Annotated in this window: 19 protein-coding genes; 10 read left to right on the forward strand and 9 right to left on the reverse strand. The window is 58.0% G+C overall.

Features of this window, described 5'->3' with window-relative positions:
* The coding region (locus F0155_RS23365) for a CdiA C-terminal domain-containing protein (RefSeq protein WP_161599755.1) at positions 1-923 on the forward strand (923 nt) is incomplete at its 5' end.
* 317 nt (positions 924-1,240) lie between these two features.
* Positions 1,241-1,729 (forward strand): hypothetical protein, encoded by a 489-nt coding sequence (locus F0155_RS04945; protein ID WP_150523382.1) that lies wholly within the window; start codon positions 1,241-1,243, stop codon positions 1,727-1,729.
* On the opposite strand, the gene F0155_RS04950 is transcribed toward F0155_RS04945, so the two are convergent.
* A complete protein-coding gene (locus F0155_RS04950; protein ID WP_150523383.1) occupies positions 1,712-2,008 on the reverse strand; it encodes a hypothetical protein in 297 nt (98 codons plus the stop codon). The genes F0155_RS04945 and F0155_RS04950 overlap by 18 nt on opposite strands.
* Positions 2,009-2,326: 318 nt before the next feature.
* Here F0155_RS04950 and F0155_RS04955 point away from each other — a divergent pair, with 318 nt between their 5' ends.
* Genes F0155_RS04955 through F0155_RS04965 form a run of 3 tightly spaced genes read left to right on the forward strand, consistent with a single transcriptional unit; the run spans position 2,327 to position 7,104 of the window.
* Positions 2,327-4,261, forward strand: coding sequence for a PrkA family serine protein kinase (locus F0155_RS04955; protein ID WP_150523384.1), 1,935 nt, complete (start codon positions 2,327-2,329; stop codon positions 4,259-4,261).
* A 22-nt stretch (positions 4,262-4,283) separates the two neighbouring features.
* Positions 4,284-5,606, forward strand: coding sequence for a YeaH/YhbH family protein (locus tag F0155_RS04960; protein WP_150523385.1), 1,323 nt, complete (start codon positions 4,284-4,286; stop codon positions 5,604-5,606).
* Entirely contained in the window at positions 5,599-7,104 is a 1,506-nt protein-coding gene (locus tag F0155_RS04965; RefSeq protein ID WP_150523386.1) for a SpoVR family protein, read from the forward strand. The genes F0155_RS04960 and F0155_RS04965 overlap by 8 nt, the downstream gene beginning before the upstream one ends.
* Positions 7,105-7,121: 17 nt before the next feature.
* On the opposite strand, the gene F0155_RS04970 is transcribed toward F0155_RS04965, so the two are convergent.
* The 5 genes from F0155_RS04970 to F0155_RS04990 are packed head-to-tail and all read right to left on the reverse strand — an operon-like array spanning position 7,122 to position 13,445.
* The gene (locus F0155_RS04970) at positions 7,122-8,540 is read right to left on the reverse strand and encodes a carnitine 3-dehydrogenase (protein ID WP_150523387.1); all 1,419 of its coding nucleotides are present in this window, start codon (positions 8,538-8,540) and stop codon (positions 7,122-7,124) included.
* On the reverse strand, positions 8,537-9,448 hold the full coding sequence (gene bcoG / locus F0155_RS04975; RefSeq protein ID WP_150523388.1) for a 3-dehydrocarnitine:acetyl-CoA trimethylamine transferase BcoG: 912 nt from the start codon (positions 9,446-9,448) through the stop codon (positions 8,537-8,539). Before bcoG ends, F0155_RS04970 begins: the two co-directional genes overlap by 4 nt.
* 10 nt (positions 9,449-9,458) lie before the next feature.
* A complete protein-coding gene (locus F0155_RS04980) occupies positions 9,459-10,244 on the reverse strand; it encodes a carnitinyl-CoA dehydratase (RefSeq protein ID WP_150523389.1) in 786 nt (261 codons plus the stop codon).
* Entirely contained in the window at positions 10,234-12,279 is a 2,046-nt protein-coding gene (locus F0155_RS04985) for an acetate--CoA ligase family protein (protein ID WP_150523390.1), read from the reverse strand. The genes F0155_RS04980 and F0155_RS04985 overlap by 11 nt, the downstream gene beginning before the upstream one ends.
* 5 nt (positions 12,280-12,284) lie before the next feature.
* Positions 12,285-13,445 carry an acyl-CoA dehydrogenase family protein gene (locus tag F0155_RS04990; RefSeq protein ID WP_150523391.1) on the reverse strand — a complete coding sequence of 387 codons (1,161 nt, stop codon included), beginning with the start codon at positions 13,443-13,445 and terminating at the stop codon, positions 12,285-12,287.
* 77 nt (positions 13,446-13,522) lie between these two features.
* On the opposite strand from F0155_RS04990, the gene F0155_RS04995 reads away from it, so the two are divergent.
* Positions 13,523-14,467 (forward strand): GlxA family transcriptional regulator, encoded by a 945-nt coding sequence (locus tag F0155_RS04995; RefSeq protein ID WP_150523392.1) that lies wholly within the window; start codon positions 13,523-13,525, stop codon positions 14,465-14,467.
* On the opposite strand, the gene F0155_RS05000 is transcribed toward F0155_RS04995, so the two are convergent.
* Positions 14,468-15,085, reverse strand: a complete 618-nt coding sequence (locus tag F0155_RS05000) for a TetR/AcrR family transcriptional regulator (protein WP_150523393.1) — start codon at positions 15,083-15,085, stop codon at positions 14,468-14,470.
* A 110-nt stretch (positions 15,086-15,195) separates the two neighbouring features.
* On the opposite strand from F0155_RS05000, the gene F0155_RS05005 reads away from it, so the two are divergent.
* Together F0155_RS05005 and F0155_RS05010 are read left to right on the forward strand one after the other, a co-directional pair.
* On the forward strand, positions 15,196-16,764 hold the full coding sequence (locus F0155_RS05005; protein WP_150523394.1) for a trimethylamine methyltransferase family protein: 1,569 nt from the start codon (positions 15,196-15,198) through the stop codon (positions 16,762-16,764).
* A gap of 10 nt (positions 16,765-16,774) precedes the next feature.
* Positions 16,775-18,820, forward strand: coding sequence for an NADH:flavin oxidoreductase (locus F0155_RS05010; protein ID WP_150523395.1), 2,046 nt, complete (start codon positions 16,775-16,777; stop codon positions 18,818-18,820).
* Positions 18,821-18,991: 171 nt separating this feature from the next.
* Here F0155_RS05010 and F0155_RS05015 read toward each other — a convergent pair whose 3' ends face one another.
* Positions 18,992-19,768 (reverse strand): DUF3108 domain-containing protein, encoded by a 777-nt coding sequence (locus F0155_RS05015; RefSeq protein WP_150523396.1) that lies wholly within the window; start codon positions 19,766-19,768, stop codon positions 18,992-18,994.
* Between the two features lie 178 nt (positions 19,769-19,946).
* On the opposite strand from F0155_RS05015, the gene F0155_RS05020 reads away from it, so the two are divergent.
* On the forward strand, positions 19,947-20,573 hold the full coding sequence (locus tag F0155_RS05020; RefSeq protein WP_150523397.1) for a LysE family translocator: 627 nt from the start codon (positions 19,947-19,949) through the stop codon (positions 20,571-20,573).
* A gap of 51 nt (positions 20,574-20,624) precedes the next feature.
* Here the strand turns inward: F0155_RS05020 and F0155_RS05025 are convergent, their stop codons facing one another.
* On the reverse strand, positions 20,625-21,830 hold the full coding sequence (locus F0155_RS05025) for a methionine gamma-lyase (RefSeq protein ID WP_150523398.1): 1,206 nt from the start codon (positions 21,828-21,830) through the stop codon (positions 20,625-20,627).
* Positions 21,831-21,942: 112 nt separating this feature from the next.
* On the opposite strand from F0155_RS05025, the gene F0155_RS05030 reads away from it, so the two are divergent.
* Positions 21,943-22,401, forward strand: a complete 459-nt coding sequence (locus F0155_RS05030; RefSeq protein WP_150523399.1) for an Lrp/AsnC family transcriptional regulator — start codon at positions 21,943-21,945, stop codon at positions 22,399-22,401.
* Positions 22,402-22,526 lie beyond the last annotated feature (125 nt).

The raw sequence follows: 22,526 nt of genomic DNA on the forward strand, positions 1-22,526 counted from the left end.
CCCAGGCTAATCATGCACTAACATTCAAACTGGACCGCTTAGGTGGGGCTGATCAGTTTTACGCCTATAGCCTGTATCCCGAATGGTCAGGTCAAAATTGCGCGTCACTTTCTGCCGACCAATGTATGGCAAACTTTCAAACTTACGAAGTCCACGGGTTGCATGGTTTGGCGCACCAGTACAAAACTGGAGAGAGTGCCAAACTGATGTTCGGATTGGCGCTTGGCGGAGCGGCGTTGAGTGTTGCTCCATCAGCGATTTCGGCACTAGCACAATGCGCCCGTAATGTTGCTTGTCTTGCGGATTTGCCAGTACTTGCCGGTGAACTAACACTTGGTGCATCCGGTGCCACGGCAGGTCAAACATTCTTTACCGTAGCAGGTGCTGGAACCGCGCTCGGCGGACGCCTTGTCATGCAGCATGGCGATGAAATTGTCGGTGTTGTCGATGATCTTGGGCGGGTTTTGCAGCCTGTTTCCCAAACACCTGATGATGCCGGTCGTATTCTCTTACAGGCGACTGATGGTGCTTATGGTTATCTTGACGATGCAGGGCGGTTTGCACCAAATAGGGGAACACTAAACGTTACAGCTGCAAATCCATCAGCAAGTGAACGCGCTGCCGCTGAACACATGACGGGCTTGGGTCGAAATGTGGAGTTACGCGATCCAGTCGGGACAAGGGCAGGTGGCGGAACATCAGATCTACTTGTCGACGGAGTTCCATATGATGTTTACACGCCAACATCTGCTAATCCAAATCGGATCATTTCTGCGATTGCGAAGAAAAATGATCAAGCGACAGGTATCGTCGTTGATCTTTCAAATTCACCTGTGACGGCAGAGCAATTGGGCAACGTGCTTGGACGTGTGAACGGTGCGGGAGCAACAAACATTACTGACATCGTGATTATTGGGGACTGATCTGATGCCTTCAATTAAATGCAAGTGTGGTAAACGTTTGGATATTGGTACGATACCTAACCCAAATGAGTGGCTTGCTATATCCGATGTTGATTATGATGGTTACTCGGAACAAGTTGACGCCGAAGCTCTCTACGAGAAGTTCACACATTTCCTAGAATGCGATAATTGCGGGCGGCTTTGGTTTTTTTGGAACGGGTTTAACGGTCCAGCTGAATGCTATGAAAAGAGTAAGCATATTTAATCAATGATCACAGCTCCGACGCGTTTGCGACGTTTATCAGCTCTAACTCACTGGCCACACCGGGTGAATTTCCATGATAGAACGTGACCCTTTACCAAAATGGTCGGTGCCTTATGCGATAAACAAATGGGGTGGCGAGTGTTTGCCGCCGATTGAAAAGGCTTGGTTATCCCATCTTAATTACTTCGTGCATCCTGACGCGGTTGTAGCTGCTGCTCGCCTATTGTTGCCTAAATTCGTCGAATACGAAGGTGGGGTGTTTTTAGAGCACAATTTTACGGTTGAACGTTATTTGGAATGGACAACTCGTTTGGCTGAGCTGAGCGAAGTCGAAAATATGCTTAATCATCAACATGTGTATGATTTGTTCGCCGTAACGGACGATATTTCCGATGACTCCTACCAAGGAATTGCCAACCTTATGGCTGAGACAATCAATATAGCTCTCAGGGTTTGCTACCCAAATCGACAGTTTCGTGTAATTGTATCGAATACTGACGAAGACTATGGGCCTACTGTAAGTTTTTACTCTATTTCTTCCTCTTCAGACATAGGAACGTGAGAATCCGGTACTTACACGGACATCTTCCAGGAAGAGGTCAAGAAGTCTCGCAGCTTCCTCTTCGGCCTGATCAGCGCATCCAGCCAGCTGAACACCATCGACCGCTACAACACCGGCACAGCGGCACTGGCAGCGCTCGATCTCAGCCTTTCCCAGAGAGCGGACATGACGCTGGACGGCGAGACCCTCTCCGCTGGCCGGAAGACTCGCGTCTAGTGTTCGAATCCCGTCTGGCTCTCCGGCGATTGAGTGCTTGGGCAAATCATTGATATTTTTCACATGGTTATTAGCTGCCGAGGGTCATGAACACTTAATCCTCGTTTCAGAAAGTTGCGCGAAAAGGCCTCACCAAGCGTTATAATTGCATAATCAACACCTGTGATTGTGGATATGTGGTCCTTGGTTGCGATGGTGGTGAACAACCGGGCGTATACTTAAAGTAGCAGTTTTGACTGCTGCCCGGTGGTGATGAACAAGCGCCAAAGACAAAGGGGAAGGGCTTGAAGTGCAAGCAAAATCATTGCCTTAGGGAATAGCCGTTCTGTCGGAAACGACAGGGCAGACGCTGCGTGGTCGCCTGAGAGTGGATGTAGACAGATGGAGATTTATACACGGTTCGCCGAGGACTATAAGAGCAAGCACCTGGAGGAGATTTCGATCCAGGACTACCTGCTGGGATGCAGGGACAACCCGATGATGCGCGCAACTGCAGCCGAGCGAATGATGGCTGCAATTGGAGAGCCGGAGATCGTCGATACCAGCCAGGACCAGACCCTTGGCCGGATCTTCATGAACAGGACGATCAAGCGGTACAAACCCTTTAAAAATCTCTACGGAATGGAATCCACGATCGAGCGGATCGTCGGCTTCTTCCGTCATGCCAGTCAGGGACTGGAAGAGCGAAAGCAGGTGCTTTACCTGCTCGGGCCTGTCGGCGGCGGCAAGTCCAGCATGGCCGAAATTCTCAAGAAGCTCATGGAGCAGGAGCCGATCTACGTGCTCAAGGCGGGGGACCAGATCAGCCCGCTCTATGAATCTCCCCTTGGTCTGTTTGATCCCGACCGCATGGGAGACATGCTTGAGGACAAGTACAATGTCCCCAAACGCCTGCTGAAGGGCCTGATCTCGCCCTGGGCTGCAAAACGCCTGCAGGAATTTGAGGGCGACATCTCGAAATTCTCGATCGTGAAGCTTTATCCCTCGCGGCTGCACCAGATCGGTGTGACCAAGACCGAGCCGGGTGACGAGAACAATCAGGATGTATCTGCCCTTGTTGGCAAACTGGACATTCGCAAGCTGGAAGAGTTCAGCCAGAACGATCCTGACGCCTATTGCTATTCCGGTGCGTTGAACCGGACAACGCAGGGCATGATGGAATTCGTCGAGATGTTCAAGGCGCCGATCAAGGTGCTCCATCCTCTGCTGACGGCCACCCAGGAAGGGTCCTATGTGGGCACCGAGAATATCGGCGCCATGCCCTTCCAGGGGCTGATCCTGGCTCACTCCAACGAAAGCGAGTGGCAGCAGTTCAAGAACAACAAGAACAATGAGGCGTTCCTCGATCGCGTCAGCGTCGTGAAGGTGCCTTATTGCCTGCGGGCCTCGGAAGAAGCGCGGATCTACAACAAGCTTCTGCATGAAAGTGCCCTGGCCGATGCGCCATGTGCGCCTGAAACCCTGCCGCTTCTGGCGCGGTTCAGCGTGCTGACGCGGCTGACGGAACATGAGAACTCGACGCTCTATTCCAAGATGCGGGTCTATGACGGCGAAATGCTGAAAGACACCGATCCCAAGGCGAAGTCGATGCAGGAGTATCGCGATGCCGCGGGCGTGGACGAGGGCATGAATGGCATCTCGACCCGGTTTGCCTTCAAGGTTCTGTCCGAGACCTTCAACTATGATACCGAAGAAGTCTCGGCTGATCCGGTTCACCTCATGCATGTTCTGGAACAGGCCATTCGCCGCGAGCAGTTCGATGAGGACACGGAAACCAAGTATCTGGATTTCCTGAAGTCCGAGCTGGCCTCGCACTATGCGGAGTTCATCGGCAACGAGATCCAGAAGGCGTATCTGGAGTCCTACACCGACTATGGCCAGAACCTCTTCGACCGCTACATCGCCTATGCCGATGCGTGGATCGAGGAGCAGGACTACAAGGATCCTGACACGGGCCAGATCTTCGACCGCGGTGTTCTGGACAAGGAACTGGAGAAGATCGAACGTCCTGCCGGGGTGTCCAATCCGAAGGACTTCCGCAACGAGGTGGTCAAGTTCGTGCTGCGCGCACGGGCGGAGAACCACGGGCAGAACCCCGACTGGCGGCGCTACGAGAAACTGCGCACCGTCATCGAGAAGCGGATGTTCGGCAAGGTGGAAGAGTTGCTTCCTGTCATCAGCTTCGGTGCGAAGCGGGACAAGAAGACCGATGCCAAGCATCACGAGTTTGTCGAACGCATGAACAGCCACGGCTACACGACCCGACAGGTTCGGCGGCTGGTCGACTGGTACATGCGCGTCAACAAAGCCGGATAGGACAGGGGAGGCCGGGTGAAACATGACCTACTTTGTGGATCGTCGGCTGAACCCCAAGGACAAGAGCCTAAGCAACAGGCGCAGGTTTCTCAAAAGGGTCCGGTCTCAGATCAAGCATGCGGTGGAAGAAGCGGTGCGCGAACGCGGTATCGCGGATGTCGATCGCGGCAAGAAGGTTTCGGTGCCGACAGAAGGCGTCGCCGAACCAAGCTTCAGGAATGGAAGGGAAACTGGACGGCACGAACGTGTCTTTACCGGCAACAAGTCCTTCCAGACCGGAGACCGGATCTCCAAGCCGCCGAGCGGCGGCGCTGGAGGCGGTGGAAAGGAAGGATCGGAGGACGGAGACGGGGAGGATGACTTCTTCTTCGCCCTGTCCCGCGAGGAATTCCTGGACTACTTCTTCGAGGACCTCGAATTGCCCGATCTCGTCAAGGAGAGCCTTGCCGAGATTTCCAAGACCAAACCCGCGCGCGCCGGATACTCGGTCGTCGGCGCGCCGGCCAATATCAGCATCAGCCGCACCATGCGCAATGCCTACGGGCGGCGGATCGGCCTGAAACGGCCCAAGGCTTCAGATCTGTTGCAGGTTGAAGCCGAGATCGCAGACCTGGAAGCGGTTGTCACTCCCAGTAAAACTGAGATCCAGCGTCTGGAAGCTCTTCGCGAGGAGCATGAGAGGCTGTTGCGGCGGCGGCGGGCCATTGCCTATATCGACCCGATGGACGTTCGCTACAACAACTTCGTCCAGCAACCGCAACCCAATGCCAATGCTGTCATGTTCTGCCTCATGGATGTCTCTGCTTCCATGGGGGAACGGGAGAAGGACCTTGCCAAGCGGTTCTTCATGCTGCTGCACCTATTCCTGAAACGCAGATACGACCGCACGGATATCGTTTTCATCCGCCATACCCATGATGCCAGCGAGGTGGATGAGGAAACCTTCTTCTATTCGCGGCAGACCGGCGGCACGGTCGTCAGCACCGCTCTGGTGAAAATGAAGGAAGTGATCGCAGAGCGATATTCGCCTCTGGAATGGAACATCTATGCGGCACAGGCGTCGGACGGTGAGAATTTCAGCGGCGACTCCAAGAAATGTGCGTCGCTTCTCTCCGACGACCTCATGAAGCTGTGTCAGTATTTCGCCTATGTCGAGATCCTCGGCGAGGAGGAAGCCATGCTGATGAGCAGCGAGGCCAGCGGCATGGAACTTTGGGAGGCGTATCGCGGCGTTGCCGCGCACTGGCCGAATTTTGCCCAAAAACGGGTGAGCCGGGCAACGGATATCTATCCGGTCTTTAGAGAATTGTTTGCGCGTGACAAGGTTGGAAAACGCCATGGCTAGCAGGACCAAAGCAACCAGAAAACAACCGGTATTCGAAGCGGTTGACTGGGACTTCGAGACGCTTCAGCGAACGTTTGACGCAATCGAGGATGTCGCACGCGATGATCTGGAGCTGGATTATTATCCCAACCAGATCGAGATCATCTCCTCCGAGCAGATGCTGGATGCCTATTCTTCCATTGGAATGCCGCTGATGTACCATCACTGGTCCTTCGGCAAGCACTTCCTCGGCCACGAGCATCTCTATCGCAAGGGCGCGCGCGGTCTGGCCTACGAGATCGTCATCAACTCAAATCCCTGCATCAGCTACTGCCTGGAAGAAAACACCATGGCCTTGCAGGCGCTTGTGATGGCGCACGCCGCCTTCGGGCATAACCATTTTTTCAAGAACAACCACCTGTTCCGCCAGTGGACGGATGCGGACGGGATCCTTGAGTATCTGGACTATTCCAGAAAGTTCATTGCCCGCTGCGAGGAACGCCATGGGGTGAGCGAGGTCGAGAAACTGCTCGATGCAGCCCATGCCTTGATGAACTACGGCGTCTTCCGCCATCGCCGCCCGCGCCAGCTCTCCAGCCGCGAGGAAGCCGAACAGCGCAGGTTGCGTCTGGAGGCGCTGGAGCAGAGCTTCTATCACCTGTCCAATACGATGCCCGGACATGCAAACCCGGTCATTGATGACAGTGCTCTGGCGCAGCGCAGGGAAGACATGCAACTGCCGGAAGAAAATCTCCTGTTCTTTCTGGAAAAATACAGCCCGATCCTGCAGCCGTGGCAGCGGGAGGTCATCCAGATCGTGCGGACGATTGCGCAATATTTCTATCCGCAGAAACAGACGAAGGTGATGAACGAAGGCTGCGCCTGTTTCGTGCATTACCACATCATCAACAAGCTCTATGAAGACGGTCGCATGACCGACGGAGCCATGCTGGAGATCCTGCACAGCCACACGAATGTGGTGACCCAGCCGGACTTTGATGATCCACGCTATTCGGGCATCAACCCCTATGCGCTGGGCTTTGCCATGATGCAGGACATCAAGCGGATCTGTCTTGAGCCAGATGAAGAGGACAAGGAATGGTTCCCCTATATCGCCGGGAACAAGGACTGGCGCGGCGTTTTGAAGGATGCCTGGGCAAACTATCGCGATGAAAGTTTCATCCAGCAGTATCTGTCGCCAAAGGTCATGCGGCGCTTCCACATGTTCGCCCTGTCAGACGAGGTGAAGGAGCGGTTCTGCACGGTGACGGGTATTCACGACACCCATGGATATCGCCATGTGCGCGATGTGCTCGCCCGCAATCACGACTATTCAACGCTGGAGCCTGACATTCAGGTGGTTGATGCCGATCTTCTGGGCGACCGCTGCCTGCATCTGAAAGCCGTTCGCTGTGACGGAATTGCACTCGATGTGGCCAGCCGCGATGCAACGCTCGCCCATATCGAGAGGCTTTGGGGCTTCAAGGTTGATTTGCAGGAAGTCGAGGCGACCACCTGAGCGGTGGTCGCATCCTGTCACCGCCGTTCACCAACAAACCGGCCCGCGCCGTCCGGCATTGGACGTGCCGCGTGGGCCTTTGTGAAGGTGGTGAGTTTCTCCTGAACCGCTGCATCCGGTTCAGAGCTTGAACGGGTGTTGAGGTCCACGTGCAGGAGCAGGGTCTCCATGGTCGCAGCCAGCTGGTCGCGGGAACCGTGGAGGAAGTGGAAGAGGTGGAGCTTTTTGCCTTCTCCCTTCAAAACCTGTGTTCGGATGGTCAGATGCTCTCCTGCATGGAGTTCTTCCAGATAGCGGATGTGGTTTTCGACGGTGAAGTAGCTCTTGCCGGTTGAGATATAGTCGGCGTCCGCTCCGATCATCTCCATGAAACGGTCGGTCGCAGCCGCGCCCGCTTCCAGATAATGCGCCTCGTTCATGTGGCCGTTATAGTCGGTCCAGCTTTGCGGGATCTGGCGGCTGGCGGTAATCGGCAGATCATCGGAAACCGGCTGGGGAAGGGCGGCTTCATGCCGGATCAGAACCCCGCCAGCGCCCGTGCCGGTTTTCTTCAAGGACCGCATCATGCCAACCAGATTGTCATCGCGCAGGCGTTCCAGTTCGCGAATGGACATGTGGCCGGACTGGGCATCCGATTGGCCCGCAATCAGGTCCACTAGTTCCGGAGTGAACTCCGGCACATCCATCAGCTTCGTCCAGGGCCATTCCAATGCTGGCCCGAACTGTTCCATGAAGTGTTTCATGCCCGCTTCGCCGCCAGCGATCCGGTAGGTCTCGAAAAGCCCCATCTGCGCCCAGCGAATGCCGAAAGCCATGCGGATGGCATCGTCGATCTCAGCCGTTGTCGCAACACCGTCCTTGACCAGCCAAAGGCTTTCCCGCCAGACGGCTTCAAGGAGACGGTCGGCGATGTGGGCGTCGATTTCCTTGCGCACGACCAGTGGATACATGCCTATGGATGTAAGGATATCAGCCGCCTTGACGGTCGTTTCCGATGGGCCGACTAGCTCCACAAGTGGCAGCAGATACACCGGATTGAACGGGTGGGCGACAATGGCGCACGCGCCATTTTCATTCAGCTCGGATGGTTTGAAGCCGGACGTCGACGAACCGATCACCGCCGATGCGGGGGAAAGGTCGCAGAGCTGTCCGAGTATCTTGTGCTTGAGGTCCAGCCGCTCCGGCACGCTTTCCTGCACCCAGTCAGCGTTGGAAACTGCTTCGGTCAGATCGGTATGGAAGGAGAGACGACCTTCTGCGGGCAAGGCCCGGTCATAGAGCGCGGGCAGGCTGCGCCGCGCATTGGCAAGAACCTCACCGATCTTGCGTTCCGCTTCCGGATCAGGGTCAAAAACGGCAACATCCCAGCCATTGAGCAAGAACCTTGCGGCCCAACCGCCGCCGATGACACCGCCACCAACAATTGCCGCCTTCATTTCGGAGCCCTCTTGGTGAGACCCAGTCGCTTGCGAACATCTTCCGGGCCGATGATCCGGGCGCCCATGCCTTCGATGACGCCAACAGCCTTTTCGACGAGCTGCGCATTGGTGGCGAGAACGCCCTTTTCCAGAAAGAGATTGTCTTCCAGTCCGACCCGTACATTGCCGCCAGCCAGCACCGCCGCCGCTGCAAAGGGCATCTGATCCCGGCCAAGGCTGAAGGCTGACCAATGCCAGTCATCCGGGATGGCGTTGACCATTGCCATGAACGTATGGAGGTCGTTCGGTGCGCCCCACGGAACACCCATGCAGAGCTGAACAAGCGCAGGTGAGGCAAGCGTTCCCTCCTTCACCAGTTGCTTGGCAAACCAGAGGTGCCCGGTATCAAAGGCCTCGATTTCGGGTTTGACGCCGAGCTCTGTCATCATCGCGCCCATGGCCCGCAGCATGCCGGGCGTGTTGGTCATCACATAGTCGGCTTCCGCAAAATTCATCGTGCCGCAGTCCAGCGTGCAGATTTCCGGCAGGCACTCGGCGACATGCGCCATCCGTTCCATTGCCCCCACCATGTCGGTCGCGCCTTCCTTCACCGGGAAGGGGGCCTCGGTGGAGCCGAACACGATGTCGCCGCCCATGCCCGCCGTGAGGTTCAGCACAACATCCACATCTGCTGCGCGGATGAGGTCGGTCACTTCCCGGTAAAGATCCAGCCGCCGGGATGGTGCGCCGGTTTCCGGGTCGCGCACATGGCAGTGGACGATGGCAGCGCCTGCCTTGGCCGCATCAATGGCGCTGTCGGCAATCTGCTTCGGGCTGCGCGGCACATGCGGGGACTTGTCCTGCGTCCCGCCCGATCCGGTGACGGCACAGGTGATGAAAACATCCCGGTTCATTTCCAGCGGCATGGTGATCTCCCTATTTTCCTGTCCAGACCGGGTCGCGTTTTTCCGCGAAGGCGCGGGCGCCTTCCTTCTGGTCTTGCGAGCGGTAAAGGCGCTCAACGGTTTCAAACTGGCTCTTTGTGATGCGGTTCATGGCGTCCTGGAACTTCATGTCTTCCGCCTCGCGCACGATTTCCTTGATCGCCGCATAAACAAGGGGAGGACCAGAGGCCAGAAGCGCCGCCATCTTGCGGGCCTCTGCCATGAGATCGGCAGCCGGGTAGATGTGGTTGATCAGACCCCAGCGGGAGGCTTCCTCCGCCTCCAGCCAGCGGCCGGTGAACAGCATTTCCATGGCAATGTGATAGGGAATACGCTTTGGTAGCTTGATGCTAGCGGCATCTGCGACCGTGCCGGAACGGATTTCCGGGAGGGCAAAACTCGCGTGCTCTGCCGCCAGAATGATGTCTGCGGACAGCGCCAGTTCCAGCCCGCCGCCGCAGCAGATGCCGTTGACCGCAGCGATCACCGGTTTGTTGAGACCGCGCAACTCCTGCAGTCCACCAAAGCCGCCAACGCCATAGTCTCCGTCAACCGCATCGCCGTCGGCTGCCGCCTTCAGGTCCCAGCCGGGGCAAAAGAACTTTTCGCCCGCACCGGTGATGATCGCGACCCTCAGATCCGGATCGTCCCGAAAGTCAGTGAACACATCGCCCATGATGCGGCTTGTGGCGAGATCAATGGCATTGGCCTTGGGGCGATCCAGAGTGACTTCGAGAATATGGCCATCCCGTTTTGTCCTGATCGGATTATCCGTCATCTTGTCCTCCACATCGGATCAGCGCGTCAGCTGCAATCGCAAAGTCGGCTCCGCACAAAAGCGGGTTGATTTCGAGTTCTTCTATGGGGCGTTCCATCACGCAGGCCTGCACGGCTTCAATCGTGTCGAGAATGGCCTCCAGATCACAGGCAGGTTGCCCGCGATAACCGGTCAAGAGCTTCGAGAGTTTCAGCGAGAGCAGGGCCGCGTGGACTGTATCGCGGGAGCTCGGCACCAGCAGGGATACACTGTCCTGCAGCAGCTCTGTCAGCACGCCGCCTGCAGCAAGGGTCAGCACAAAGCCATGGGCGGGATCGCGCACCACACCGACCAGCAGCTCGGCTATGGTGCCCGTGATCATTTCCTCCACCAGAATACCGGCTGGAGGCATGGTCAGTGCTGCCTTCTCGACGCTGACAGGGTCCGGCAGGTTCAAGGCAACAGCTCCAGCCTCGGTCTTGTGGGCGATGCCTGTGCCCTTCAGAACGACTGGGAACCCGATGTCAGACGCCGCCCGTGCCGCCTCGCTCGCAGACGGCACCGCGCGACTTTGAGGAATGCGAACGCCAAAGGTTTTGAGAAGGGCTTTTGCTTCCGCTTCGTTCAAGGTCCGGAGATTTTCGGGACTTGGCGCAATGTGAAGCGGGGCGCTGTGTTCGCCGGGCGGCGCGCCAAGCGTCTCGATTGCAGCCAAGGCATCATCAAGGCAGGTCAGGGGGACAATGCCCCGCGCCATCAGGTCTTGCGCGATGGTTTCCGGCATGGTTTCGGGCAGGGAGCTGAGGATGCCAAAGGGTTTCCCGGCCTTGTTCTTGGCGGCCTCGACCGCCGCAATCACCTTGGCCCATTCGGAACTGTTGCATCGGTCGGATCGCGGAAAATCCAGAATGACGAGCGCAAGCGAGGCGTCTCCACTCGCCAAATGCGCAAAGGTCTCGGCCATCGCATCCACATTCCCCCAGATATAGGTGTGATAGTCGAGCGGATTGGCGAGGGCGACCTTGGGTCCAAGAACGGAGCGCAGACCGGCTTTCTGGGGCTCGCTCAACGCCGGAAAACTGACGCTGTGGCCGATCGCTGTGTCGGCCATCAGGTTTGCTTCTCCGCCGGAGCAGGAGAGGGAGGCGATATTTGTGTTCGGCAGCTTGCCGACGACATGAGCGATCTTCAACGCTTCCAGAAGAACCGGCAAGCTGCGAACTTCCGCAATGCCAAGACGGGAGAAAAGCGCGGACGCGCCAGCGCTGTTTCCGGCAAGGGAGGCGGTGTGCGAGATGGTGGCAGCTTGCGCCTGTGCCGAGCGCCCGATCTTGAGGGCGACGACCGGTTTGCCTGCCGCCTTCGCCTTTGCGGCAAAGACTTCAAAAGCCTGCAGGTCATCCAGCCCTTCGATATAGAAGCCGATGGCCGTGACCGCCTCGTCCTCGACAAGAGCAGCGCCGATCCTTGAAAGTCCGGTCTGGGCCTGATTGCCGACGGTGACGACGGCTGCAATTGGAAGCCCTCGCGCCTGCATGGTCAGGTTGATCGCGATGTTGGAGGATTGCGAGACGATGGCGACGCCGCGTTTGACAGGAACTAGGCCATGCTGATCCGGCCAAAGCGCGACATTGGCGGTGGCATTCAACAGGCCGTAGCAGTTGGGGCCGAGGATCGCCATGGACCCGGCAGCCTCAACCAGTGCCGACTGAAGGTCGCCGCCATCTGCCAGTTCTGCCGAGGCTTCCCGAAACCCGGAAGCAAAGCAGATCGCGCCACCGGCGCCTTTGGCTGCCAGATCCCGAACGATCTCGATGGTGGCCTGACGATTGATGCCAACAAAGGCGGCATCTGGCGCGTGCGGAAGATCAGCCAAGGAAGAAAAGGCGGGAATGCCTGCAATCTCGGAGCGGGTGGGATGCACCGCCCAAATCTCCCCTGAAAACCCGAATTTGCGGTTCTGCTCGATCACTTGCTCGCACCAGACCCCGCCGCCAATCACGGCGATGGACTTGGGGCGCAATAGGCGGTCCAGCGGGCTGTTCTGTTGGCGCATTTTCGTCAGACACCCAAGGGCCGGAAGATGTCCCGGCTGATGATGTGGCGCTGGATTTCGCTGGTGCCGTCCCAGATCCGTTCCACCCGCGCATCGCGCCAGAAGCGCTCGATCGGAAAATCACTCATCAAGCCCATTCCGCCGAAGATCTGCAGCGTGGTGTCCGTGACCTTGGCCAGCATTTCGGTGGCATAGAGTTTGGCGCTGGCGATCTCGCGGTTGGCCGGAAGCCCTTGATCCAGCCGCCAGGCTCCGGCAAGGGTTAGCCAGTCGGCAGCGTCGATCTCGGTGATCATGTCGGCAATCTGGAAACTGACGCCCTGAAAACGGGCAATCGCCTCGCCGAACTGCTTGCGCTCTGCTGCATAATTCACCGCATAGTCGAAGCAGCGGCGCGCACGGCCAACACTCATGGCGGCAACAGTCAGGCGTGTGGCGTAGAGCCATTCGTTCATCACTTGAAACCCGCCATCGACCTCGCCCAGAACCTGTGTGTCGGGCAGGCGGCACTTGTCGAAATAGAGAATGTAGTTCTTGTAGCCCCGGTGGCTGACAGAGGTGTAGCCGTCCCGCACTTCAAAGCCCGGTGTGTCCCGGTCGACCAGAAAGCAGGTGATGCGCTTTTTGGGACCGCGCGGGGTGTCATCGACCCCGGTCGCCACGAATACGATGAAAAAGTCCGCATGTTCGGCGCCGGAAATGAAGTGCTTGGAGCCGGAGATCACCCAGTCGCCACCATCGCGCACGGCCTGACATTTCATGCCGCGCACATCCGACCCGGCATCCGGCTCTGTGATCGCCAGCGCATCCATTTTTTCGCCGCGTACGGCTGGAAAGAGATAGCGTTCCCGCTGCTCGCCCTTGCAGGCCATCAGGATGTTTTGCGGGCGGCCAAAGAAGTGGGTGAGGGCCATGGAGCCACGGCCCAACTCCCGCTCCACAAGGGTGAAATCCATATGGCTGAGGCCGCCGCCGCCCACCTCTTCGGGGAAGTTGCAGGCGTAAAAGCCAAGGTCGATGCATTTCTGCTTGAGCTCCAGCCCAAGCTCGTGCGGCACCTGACCGATGCGTTCGACCATCTCCTCATGCGGGTAAATCTCGGTTTCGACAAAGGATCGGACCGTCGAAACGATCATCTCCTGCTCTTCGCTGAGACCGAACTGCATGCCGCGCTCCTCTTGCGTAACCTTGACAAGAGTGAGACAACTCAAAGACATCTATCATGCAGGTTTGGGTATAAAGCATGCAGAAAAGGAAAATTCCGCAGGATGGACAGGAGATTTCCGTTCTCTTGTTCGATGAGTTTTCCAATCACTGCCTTGCGAACACCATCGAGCCGTTTCGGGCAGCGAACACGATTGCGCAAAAGACGCTGTATCGCTGGCGGTATCTGAGCCTTGAAGGTGGCACAATTGTCTCGTCCAGCGGGCTGCCGGTGCAAACGGCTTCGTGGGGCGAGCACGCCGGAGCCGGGGACATTCTCTGTGTCATGCCGAGCTACGGGTTTCTGGGCTATGCCACACCGCGCATGAGCGAAATCTTGCGGGCGGCCTCGCGACGGTTCGCCATGATTGTTGGTCTGGATACGGGGGCCTGGCTGCTCGCGGTGGCGGGACTGCTGGACAGCCGTAAGGCAACCATTCACTGGGACGAATATTCAAGGCTTTCAGAGACCTTTCCGGCTGTCGATGTGGTGCCGGACCGGTTCGTGCTGGACGGCCCTGTTGCGACCTGTGGCGGTGCGTCAACGGCCTTTGAACTGGTGCTGGACCTGATCCGCCGCGATCACAGCCCCATGCTGGCGCTGGAAGTTGCGGCCAACTTCATGCATGGCGACAAGCCGCAGCCGGGGGACATGCGCTGGGCAACTTCCGCCGACGGGCTGGTCCGCCGCGCCACCACGGTAATGCGCCAGAACATGGAAGAGCCACTGTCCATTCCTGCTCTCGCAACTGCCTTGAGCGTTGACCAACGCGTGCTGGAAGAGCGTTTTCGCGAGAAAATGAACCTTTCTCCGGCAAGGGTCTACAAGGCCATTCGCCTGCGCGAAGCCCGCCGCCTCGTGGAGCTCACGCCCATGAGCGTCACCGAAATCGCCACCCGCTGCGGCTATCAAAACGCCAGCGCCATGACCCGCGCCTACAGGCAGGAATTTGGCGTTGCCCCAAGGGGGCACCGGCGGGGTTGATCAACCGGATCTCTTGTGCCTGCTCTCGAACCGTTCGATATCCGCAGCTGTCGGGCGCTGGTCGGTGAAAACCTGGACATAGTCCGGGATGTTGGCGATGCGGGTGGCCTGATCCTCGCGGATCTTCATCGAGATATAGCCGATCTGGGTATACATGACGGTGAGCGCGCGAACGCGGGCTTGTGAGGGATCGAAGCCGAAGCGCTCGAACATGGCGGTCAGGGCGTCCTGACGGCGCTTGTCGGCAAGATCAAGGCGCTTTTGCAAGGCGGGATCGTTTCGCGCCCAGTTGCGGATCGCCAGATCAAGGTCTGAATCAAACAGGCTGTTGTCCAGCCAGCAATCAAAGAGATTGAGGATCGCTTCCACAATGCTGTCGGCATAGGCCTCGACACGGGCGATCAGATTGCCGGTGTTCTTCTCTTCCCATTTTTGAATCATCGCTTCAAGAAGCGCGTCCCGGTCCTTGAAATGCCAATAGAAACTGGTTCGCGACAGGCCAAGTCGTTTGGCCAGCGGCATCACCTTCACCGCTTCCACACCGCTCTCGGTCAAGAGCTCATAGGCAGCCTCCAGCCAGAGAGCCTCCGAGCCGCGTTGCGAGTTTGTCTGTTCCATACCCTTGTCCATACGTCTCAGTAGCAATTTCGACACAGGTGAACAAGTGACTTGACACAGGTGTCGATTCAATGATCGCTAATGTCAGGAGTTTGGTGTGGGAGGGCATCATGGCAGTGGCAGCAGAGGTTCGGGAAGGGCGTTCCAGACGGGGGAGGAGCAAGGCAAAGCGATCCGGCGAGCCGGGGCAGAACCCGACGCTGGAGGTGCCCTACATCACGCGCCGCATTCCCACCTACGACCTGCTGGACGAGGAAGCGCTTGTCCGGATCGAGGTGACGGCTGATCGCATACTCGCCGAACTCGGCATTGAAGTGCGTGAAGATGCAGAAGCCGTGCGCCTCTTTCGTGAAGCCGGGGCCAGTGTCTCGGATATGCGCGAAAACGTCTGGAATGTGAAATTCGAGCCGGGCATGGTGCGGGACATCCTCAAGACCGCTCCCGAACGCTTTACCCAGCACGCGCGCAATCCGGCTCGGTCCGTCGAGATTGGCGGCGATGCCATGGTGTTTGCTCCGGCCTATGGCTCGCCTTTTGTCATGGATCTCGACAACGGGCGGCGCTACGGCACGATCGAGGATTTTCGCAATCTGGTGAAGCTCGGTCAGTCGTCTCCCTGGCTGCATCATTCCGGCGGAACAATCTGCGAGCCGACAGATGTGCCGGTGAACAAGCGCCATCTCGACATGGTCTATGCGCACATGCGCTATTCCGACCGGGCCTTCCTCGGATCGATCACCGCGCCGGAACGGGCGGCAGACAGTATCGACATGTGCCGCATTCTCTTTGGCGCGGACTTTGTCGACCAGAACTGCGTGATCATGGGCAACTTCAACACGACCTCGCCACTGGTTCTGGACGGTGTGACGGCGGCAGGCATCCGCACCTATGCCGCGGCGGGGCAGGGGTCGATCCATCTGCCGTTCCTGCTGGGTGGTGCCGTGTCGCCGCTGACCATGCCCGGTTCCATCGCCCAGTGCCTCGCGGAATCCCTGTCTTCTGCAGCTCTTGCCCAGTTGGTGCGTCCGGGTGCGCCAGTTCTCATGGCGGGCTTCCTGTCGTCCATGTCGTTGCGGTCCGGCTCGCCGACCTTTGGCACGCCGGAACCGGCGCTGGGTTCGCTGGTTCTTGGCCAGCTGGCCCGCCGCGCAAAACTGCCGCTTCGCGTTGCCGGCAATTTCTCGACCTCCAAGATGCCGGACGGGCAGGCCATGCAGCAGGCCATGATGTCGATGATGTCCGCCATTCAGGCTGGCGGAAACTACATCCTGCACACCGCAGGTTTTTTGGACGGGCTTTTGTCCATGTCCTACGAAAAGTTCATCATGGACTGCGACATGGCCGGAGCCCTGCATTCCTATCTGCGCGGCTTTGAGGTGAACGAGGACACGCTGGGCTTTGAGGCGCTGGCCGAGTTCGGGCCCGGTGAGCACATGTTCGGCAGCCAGCACACGCTCCGCCACTATGAAACCGCCTATTGGGACAGCGGTTTCAACGACGATCGTACCTTCGAGACATGGGACGAGACCGGGCGGGTGGATGCTGCGCAGCGGGCCAATCAGCGCTGGAAGCAGATCTTGCAGGATTATGAGGCCCCGCCGATTGACGAGGCAACAGATGAAGCCCTGAGGGATTTCATGGATCGCAAGAAGGCGTCCATGGAAGATGCCTGGTACTGAGGATCAAGCCATGTCCAATGACCCGCTTCTCCAGCCGCTCAAGATCCGGCATCTGACCCTTCGCAACCGGATCATGATCACCGCGCACGAACCTGCCTATCCGGAAGACGGCATGCCCAAGGCCCGATACCGTGCCTATCATGCCGAGCGGGCAAGGGCGGGTGTGGCGCTGACCATGACTGCCGGATCGGCAGCCGTTTCGAAAGACAGCCCGCCATCCTTCAACAACATCCTCGCCTACAAGGACGAGGTGGTGCCGTGGATCAGGGAGCTGACCGACGCCTGCCACGAAGAGGGGGCAGCGGTGATGATCCAGCTGACCCATCTGGGACGGCGAACAGGGTGGAACAAGGGCCACTGGTTGCCCTCTCTGTCTTCCACAAAACATCGCGAACCGGCGCATCGCGCCTTTCCGAAACTCGCCGAGGACTGGGACATCGAGCGGGTGATCTCCGATTTCGCCAATGCTGCCGAGCGCATGAAGGAAGGCGGCATGGACGGCGTTGAGGTTGAAATTTACGGCCATCTTCTCGACCAGTTCTGGTCGCCGCTGACGAATGATCTGGACGGCCCCTACGGCAAGGAGAGCTTTGAAACCAGAGCCAGATTGCCGATGGAGGTGGTCAAGGCTGTGCGCGACAGGGTCGGCAGCGATTTTATCGTTGGCATGCGCTTTGTCGCCGACGAGGTCGCGCCCGGCGGCATCACCTCTTCCGAGGGTATTGCCTTTGCAAAACAGCTCGCAGAGAGTGGCCACATTGATTTCGCCAATGTGATCCGCGGGCGCATTCACACCGATCCGTCGCTGACCGATGTGATCCCGGTGCAGGGCATGCGCAACGCGCCTCATCTCGACTTTGCCGGGGAGGTGCGCAAGGCAACCGGTCTTCCGACCTTCCACGCGGCGAAGATCCCTGATGTGGCAACCGCCCGTCACGCCATCTCCGCCGGGCTTCTCGATATGGTCGGCATGACGCGCGCCCATATGGCCGACCCGCATATCGTGAAGAAGATCATCGAGGGACGGGAGGATGACATTCGTCCCTGTGTCGGGGCGACTTACTGTCTAGATCGCATCTATCAGGGCGGTGAAGCGCTCTGCATGCACAATGCGGCCACGGGCCGTGAGCTGACCATGCCGCATGTGGCGAGCCCGGCAGAGGCACACAAAAGGATCGTCGTGGTCGGAGCCGGCCCGGGAGGACTGGAGGCCGCCCGCGTGGCGGCGGAACGCGGACATCAGGTCACCGTCTTCGAGGCCCAGCCTGATCCCGGCGGTCAGGTACGATTGACAGCGCAGGCAACCCGTCGCCGCGAGATGATCTCGATCATCGACTGGCGCATGGCGCAATGCGAGGCGAGGGGTGTCGAGTTTCGGTTCAACACATGGGCGGAAGCCGACGATGTCACGGCACTCAACCCGGATGCGGTCATCATCGCAACCGGCGGCCTGCCGAATATCGAGTTGTTCGAGACCGGCGTTGACGCAGAGCATGTGGTGACAGCGTGGGACGTGATTGCAGGAGATGTAAAACTCTCTGGCAGCGTTCTCATCTATGACGAGAGCGGCGATCATCCGGCCCTGATGGCGGCCGAGATTGCGCTTGATGCCGGAGCAAGGGTCGAGATCATGACCCCGGACCGCACCTTTGCGCCTGAAATCATGGGTATGAACCTCGTACCCTATATGCGCTCGCTTCAGGGACGGGATGCAACCTTCACCGTGACACGGCGGCTGATGGGCGTCACCAGAGATGGAAACCGGCTGAAGGCTGTCATCGGCACGGATTACAGCGACCTTCGAGAAGAAGCGATTTACGACCATGTGGTCGTGAATTACGGCACGATGCCGAACGCTGATCTCTATTTCGAGCTGAAGCCGTTCTCTTCCAATCTGGGCGCGGTCGACTATGACGCACTGATCGACGGACAGCCGCAGACGCTCGTGCGAAACCCGCAAGGTCGGTTCCAGTTGTTCCGGATCGGTGATGCGGTCTCGGCCCGCAACACCCACGCGGCCATTTATGACGCGCTGCGCTTCGTGAAGGACATCTGAGCGTCGCAATCGAGGCACATACGGTTATTGGAAATCAAACCGAGATTGCCCCAAACCGTCATCCTCGGCCCTGTGCCGAGGATCTGCCCAAGTCGCCAAATGGCAGATGGTCGGGACAAGCCCGACCATGACGAATGGAGTGAAAAAGGAATTGGACCTGACGCTTGAAAATCAGTTGAAGAATTTCATCTTCACCGAGTTCACGGAAACAGGGCCTGCGGGGGTGTTGAGGCTCGCCTTGTAGAGGATCAGGTAGGAGGTGCCGGGAACCTGTGCCAGTTCCACTTCCATGGACTTGTTGGCTTCCAGCTGCTTGATGGTCTTGCGATTGGGGCGATGACCGGCAATTGGCTTGTAGCGGGCAGAACAGACCAGAACCGGTCCGGAATAATTCTTCGAACTACCGCGTTGCTGATACTTCGACTTGTAGCTCAGCACGACATCATAGCGCTCGCGGCCATCATAGATCTTTACCGTGCGATTGCAGCTGTCAGGATGAATGCCCTTGGCAGCAGGGAACACCATCGCACTCAAGGGGTCGACGATCCCGCGGCGATGGGCGTCTTCAACCTTGATGCGTTGATCCATCTTGTCCTGAGCCGGAAATACCGACTGGGAGGCCACATTGCCCTTGTTCATGGCTAGCGCGACCGTGTTCGGTTTTCCGTCATCAACGGCCTTCATGTTGAACGAGGCCGGTTTGACTGTATCGCCATCGATCACACCGCCGGCAGAGACATCGGCCTTGGCATCCGATACCAGTTTGCCAAAGGCTGCCATCGCACCATCACCGCCGATGGAGTAGCCATTGTTGTTGAAATTGACGTTGAGCTTTCCTTCGCCAACCTTCACGCCGAGAAAATTGACGTGGTATTTGACATGCAGGCCCTCAGCATGGGCCGGGGCGGACAAGAAAAGCGCAAGTGCAGCCAGGGACAAAAATCTCATGGGTTTATCGACCTCACTGTGAAACCTGACCAGCATATTGCATTTTGAATGTGGCCGCAGGCTGAAAGCGTCGTTCAGCTGGCATTCATCTGATCCGCTCGGCCAAAATTGGGTGGCTTGCAGCGCAGGACGCGATGTGGCAGGCATTCAGGGTCTCCAAAAACTGAAGATCACACTCATGATTCCCATTGATGTTTCGTCGCTTTTCTTTCTTGCCTCGCTGGCTCTTGGCGCAACCCCCGGTCCGGACAACATCTTCGTCCTGACCCAGTCTGCTCTTTACGGCAGGGTTTCGGGCATTGTGGTGACGCTGGGTCTGTGCACCGGGATATTCGTCCATACGGCCGCGGTTGCGCTGGGCGTTGCGGCCATCTTCCAGACGTCGGCAGTCGCTTTCACCGCGTTAAAATTCGCCGGCGCCGGGTACTTGTTCTATCTGGCCATCAAGGCCTGGCGCGCCGGGACATCGGACCTTGATGCAGGCAAAACGCCAAAACTGTCGCATTGGGCTCTCTATCGCCGTGGCATCATCATGAATGTCACCAATCCGAAGGTCGCGATCTTCTTTCTGGCTTTCCTGCCGCAGTTCGCAGATCCGGCTCGTGGCCCGGTTGCCCTGCAGATTGTGCAGCTGGGTCTTGTCTTCATTTGCACGACACTGCTGGTCTTCGGAGCAGTTGCCATCGGCGCAGGAACGCTTGGCGGCATCTTGCAGCGGACCCCTTGGGCGCAAGGGTTGATGAACAAGGTTGCCGGGGTCATCTTCGCAGGTCTTGCCATGCGCCTGATCATGACGGAGCGCTGATGCAAAAAAGGCCTGCCAATTGAGCGGGCCCTTTCTGTTTTCTTACGTCGCTTATTCAGCCGCTTCCAGTCGTGCTGTAGGAAGTGCCTGCTCAAGATCGGCCAGAATGTCGTCGATATCTTCCAGCCCGACGGACAGGCGGATCAGGCCGTCGCTGATTCCGTGTTCGGCGCGCTCTTCAGGCGAATAAGTTGAGTGAGTCATGGATGCCGGATGCTGGATCAGGCTTTCTGCATCGCCAAGAGAAACCGCGCGCTGGATCATCTGCAGCCGGTTCATGAGGGCAATGCCTGCCTCCAGACCACCATTGAGCTCAAACGCGATCATCGCACCGGGCTTTTCCATCTGCCGTGAAGCCAGATCATGCTGGGGGAAGGATTTCAGGCCCGGATAGTAGACAGGTCCGACGGCAGGGTGCGTGTCCAGCCAGCTGGCAACCGTGGCGGCTGTCTGGCAATGGCGCTCCATGCGAAGGGCGAGCGTCTTGAGGCCGCGCAGCACCAGCATTGCATTGAATGGTGACATCACCGCGCCGGTCATGTCCTTCATGCCGACGAGGCGGATTTCGGCGATCTGTTCCTTCTTTCCAACCACAAGGCCGGCAATCACATCGCCATGGCCGCCAAGATACTTGGTGGCGGAATGCACGACGATATCGGCACCCAACTCGATTGGGCGGGTGAGGTAGGGCGTGGCATAGGTGTTATCGACAACCACCATCGCGCCGGCTTTGTGGGCAATTGCGTTGACGGTCTCAATGTTCACCAGCCGCATATTCGGATTGGCCGGAGTTTCGAAATAGACCACGCGAGTTTTGGCTGAAATGGCAGCTTCGACATTCGCCGGGTCCGACATGTCGACATGGGTGATCGTTACACCCCATTTGGCAAGACCATGCTGCATGAAGGCAAAGGTGCAGCCGTAGAGCGTCTTGTCGACGATCAGTTCGTCGCCGGGTGATAGCACCGTCCAGAGAACGGACGTGATCGCCCCCATGCCCGAGGACAGGGCAAGACCGGCTTCCGCACCTTCCAGAACAGCAATCCGCTGCTCCAGCAGGTCGCAGGTCGGGTTGGAAATGCGGCTGTAGATGTGTCCCTCGCGAAGACCTGCAAACATCTCGCCACCAGCCTCGGCAGTCTCAAAGGCAAAGGTGGAGGTCAAATGCAGGGGCGGGGTCAGCGCTCCGCCATTTTCCAGCGGGTCATAGGCATGGTGGATGGCACGGGTGGCAAAGCCATTGGTCGGTTTGTGCATCGAATTTCCTCCAGTCGGTGAAGGAAATTATAGGTAACTCCGAAGGGCAGGTGCTTGCTATTTTCGCCTTTATGCTCTTAAAAATTGGCAGAAACTGCCAGTCAGGTGAAAAATGGACAGCAAGGATCGCCAGATCATCCGCGCGCTGCAGCGCAATGGACGCATCACCAATCAGGAACTGGCCGATGAGGTGAGTCTTTCCCCATCCCCATGCCTGCGGCGTGTGCGCAATCTGGAAAAGGCGGGTATCATTCGGGGATATTCGGCGGAAGTGGACGAAAAGGCCTACGGCCTGCCAGTCACGGTCTTTGTCCGGATAAAGCTGGAGCGGCACAACGAGGAAGATGTGCAGCGGTTCGAGAGCCACATCCAGCGGATCGACGAGGTTCTGGAATGCCACGTCATGACCGGCGCCATCGACTATCAGCTTCGTGTGCTCGTGCCGGATCTGGAGGGGTATGAGGACTTCGTCCGCGCCCGTATCCACACGATCGGCGGCATTGCCTCGATAGACACCAGTTTTGCCTATGGTGTGGTGAAGAAGACGAACGTTTTGCCGAAGTTGTCTTAGGGGGTATTACACTTTCGATCCGTTAGCCAATTCATCTGGTTCAAAACGCTCTGTGCGAGGATTTAGTGTATCGAAATCTCCACATGAGGAGAATGTCGCCGACTGTTGCGCATCTTCAAGCTGAT

The sequence above is a fragment of the Roseibium sediminis genome (genome assembly GCF_008711325.1).
Classification (GTDB): Bacteria; Pseudomonadota; Alphaproteobacteria; order Rhizobiales; family Stappiaceae; genus Roseibium; species Roseibium sediminis.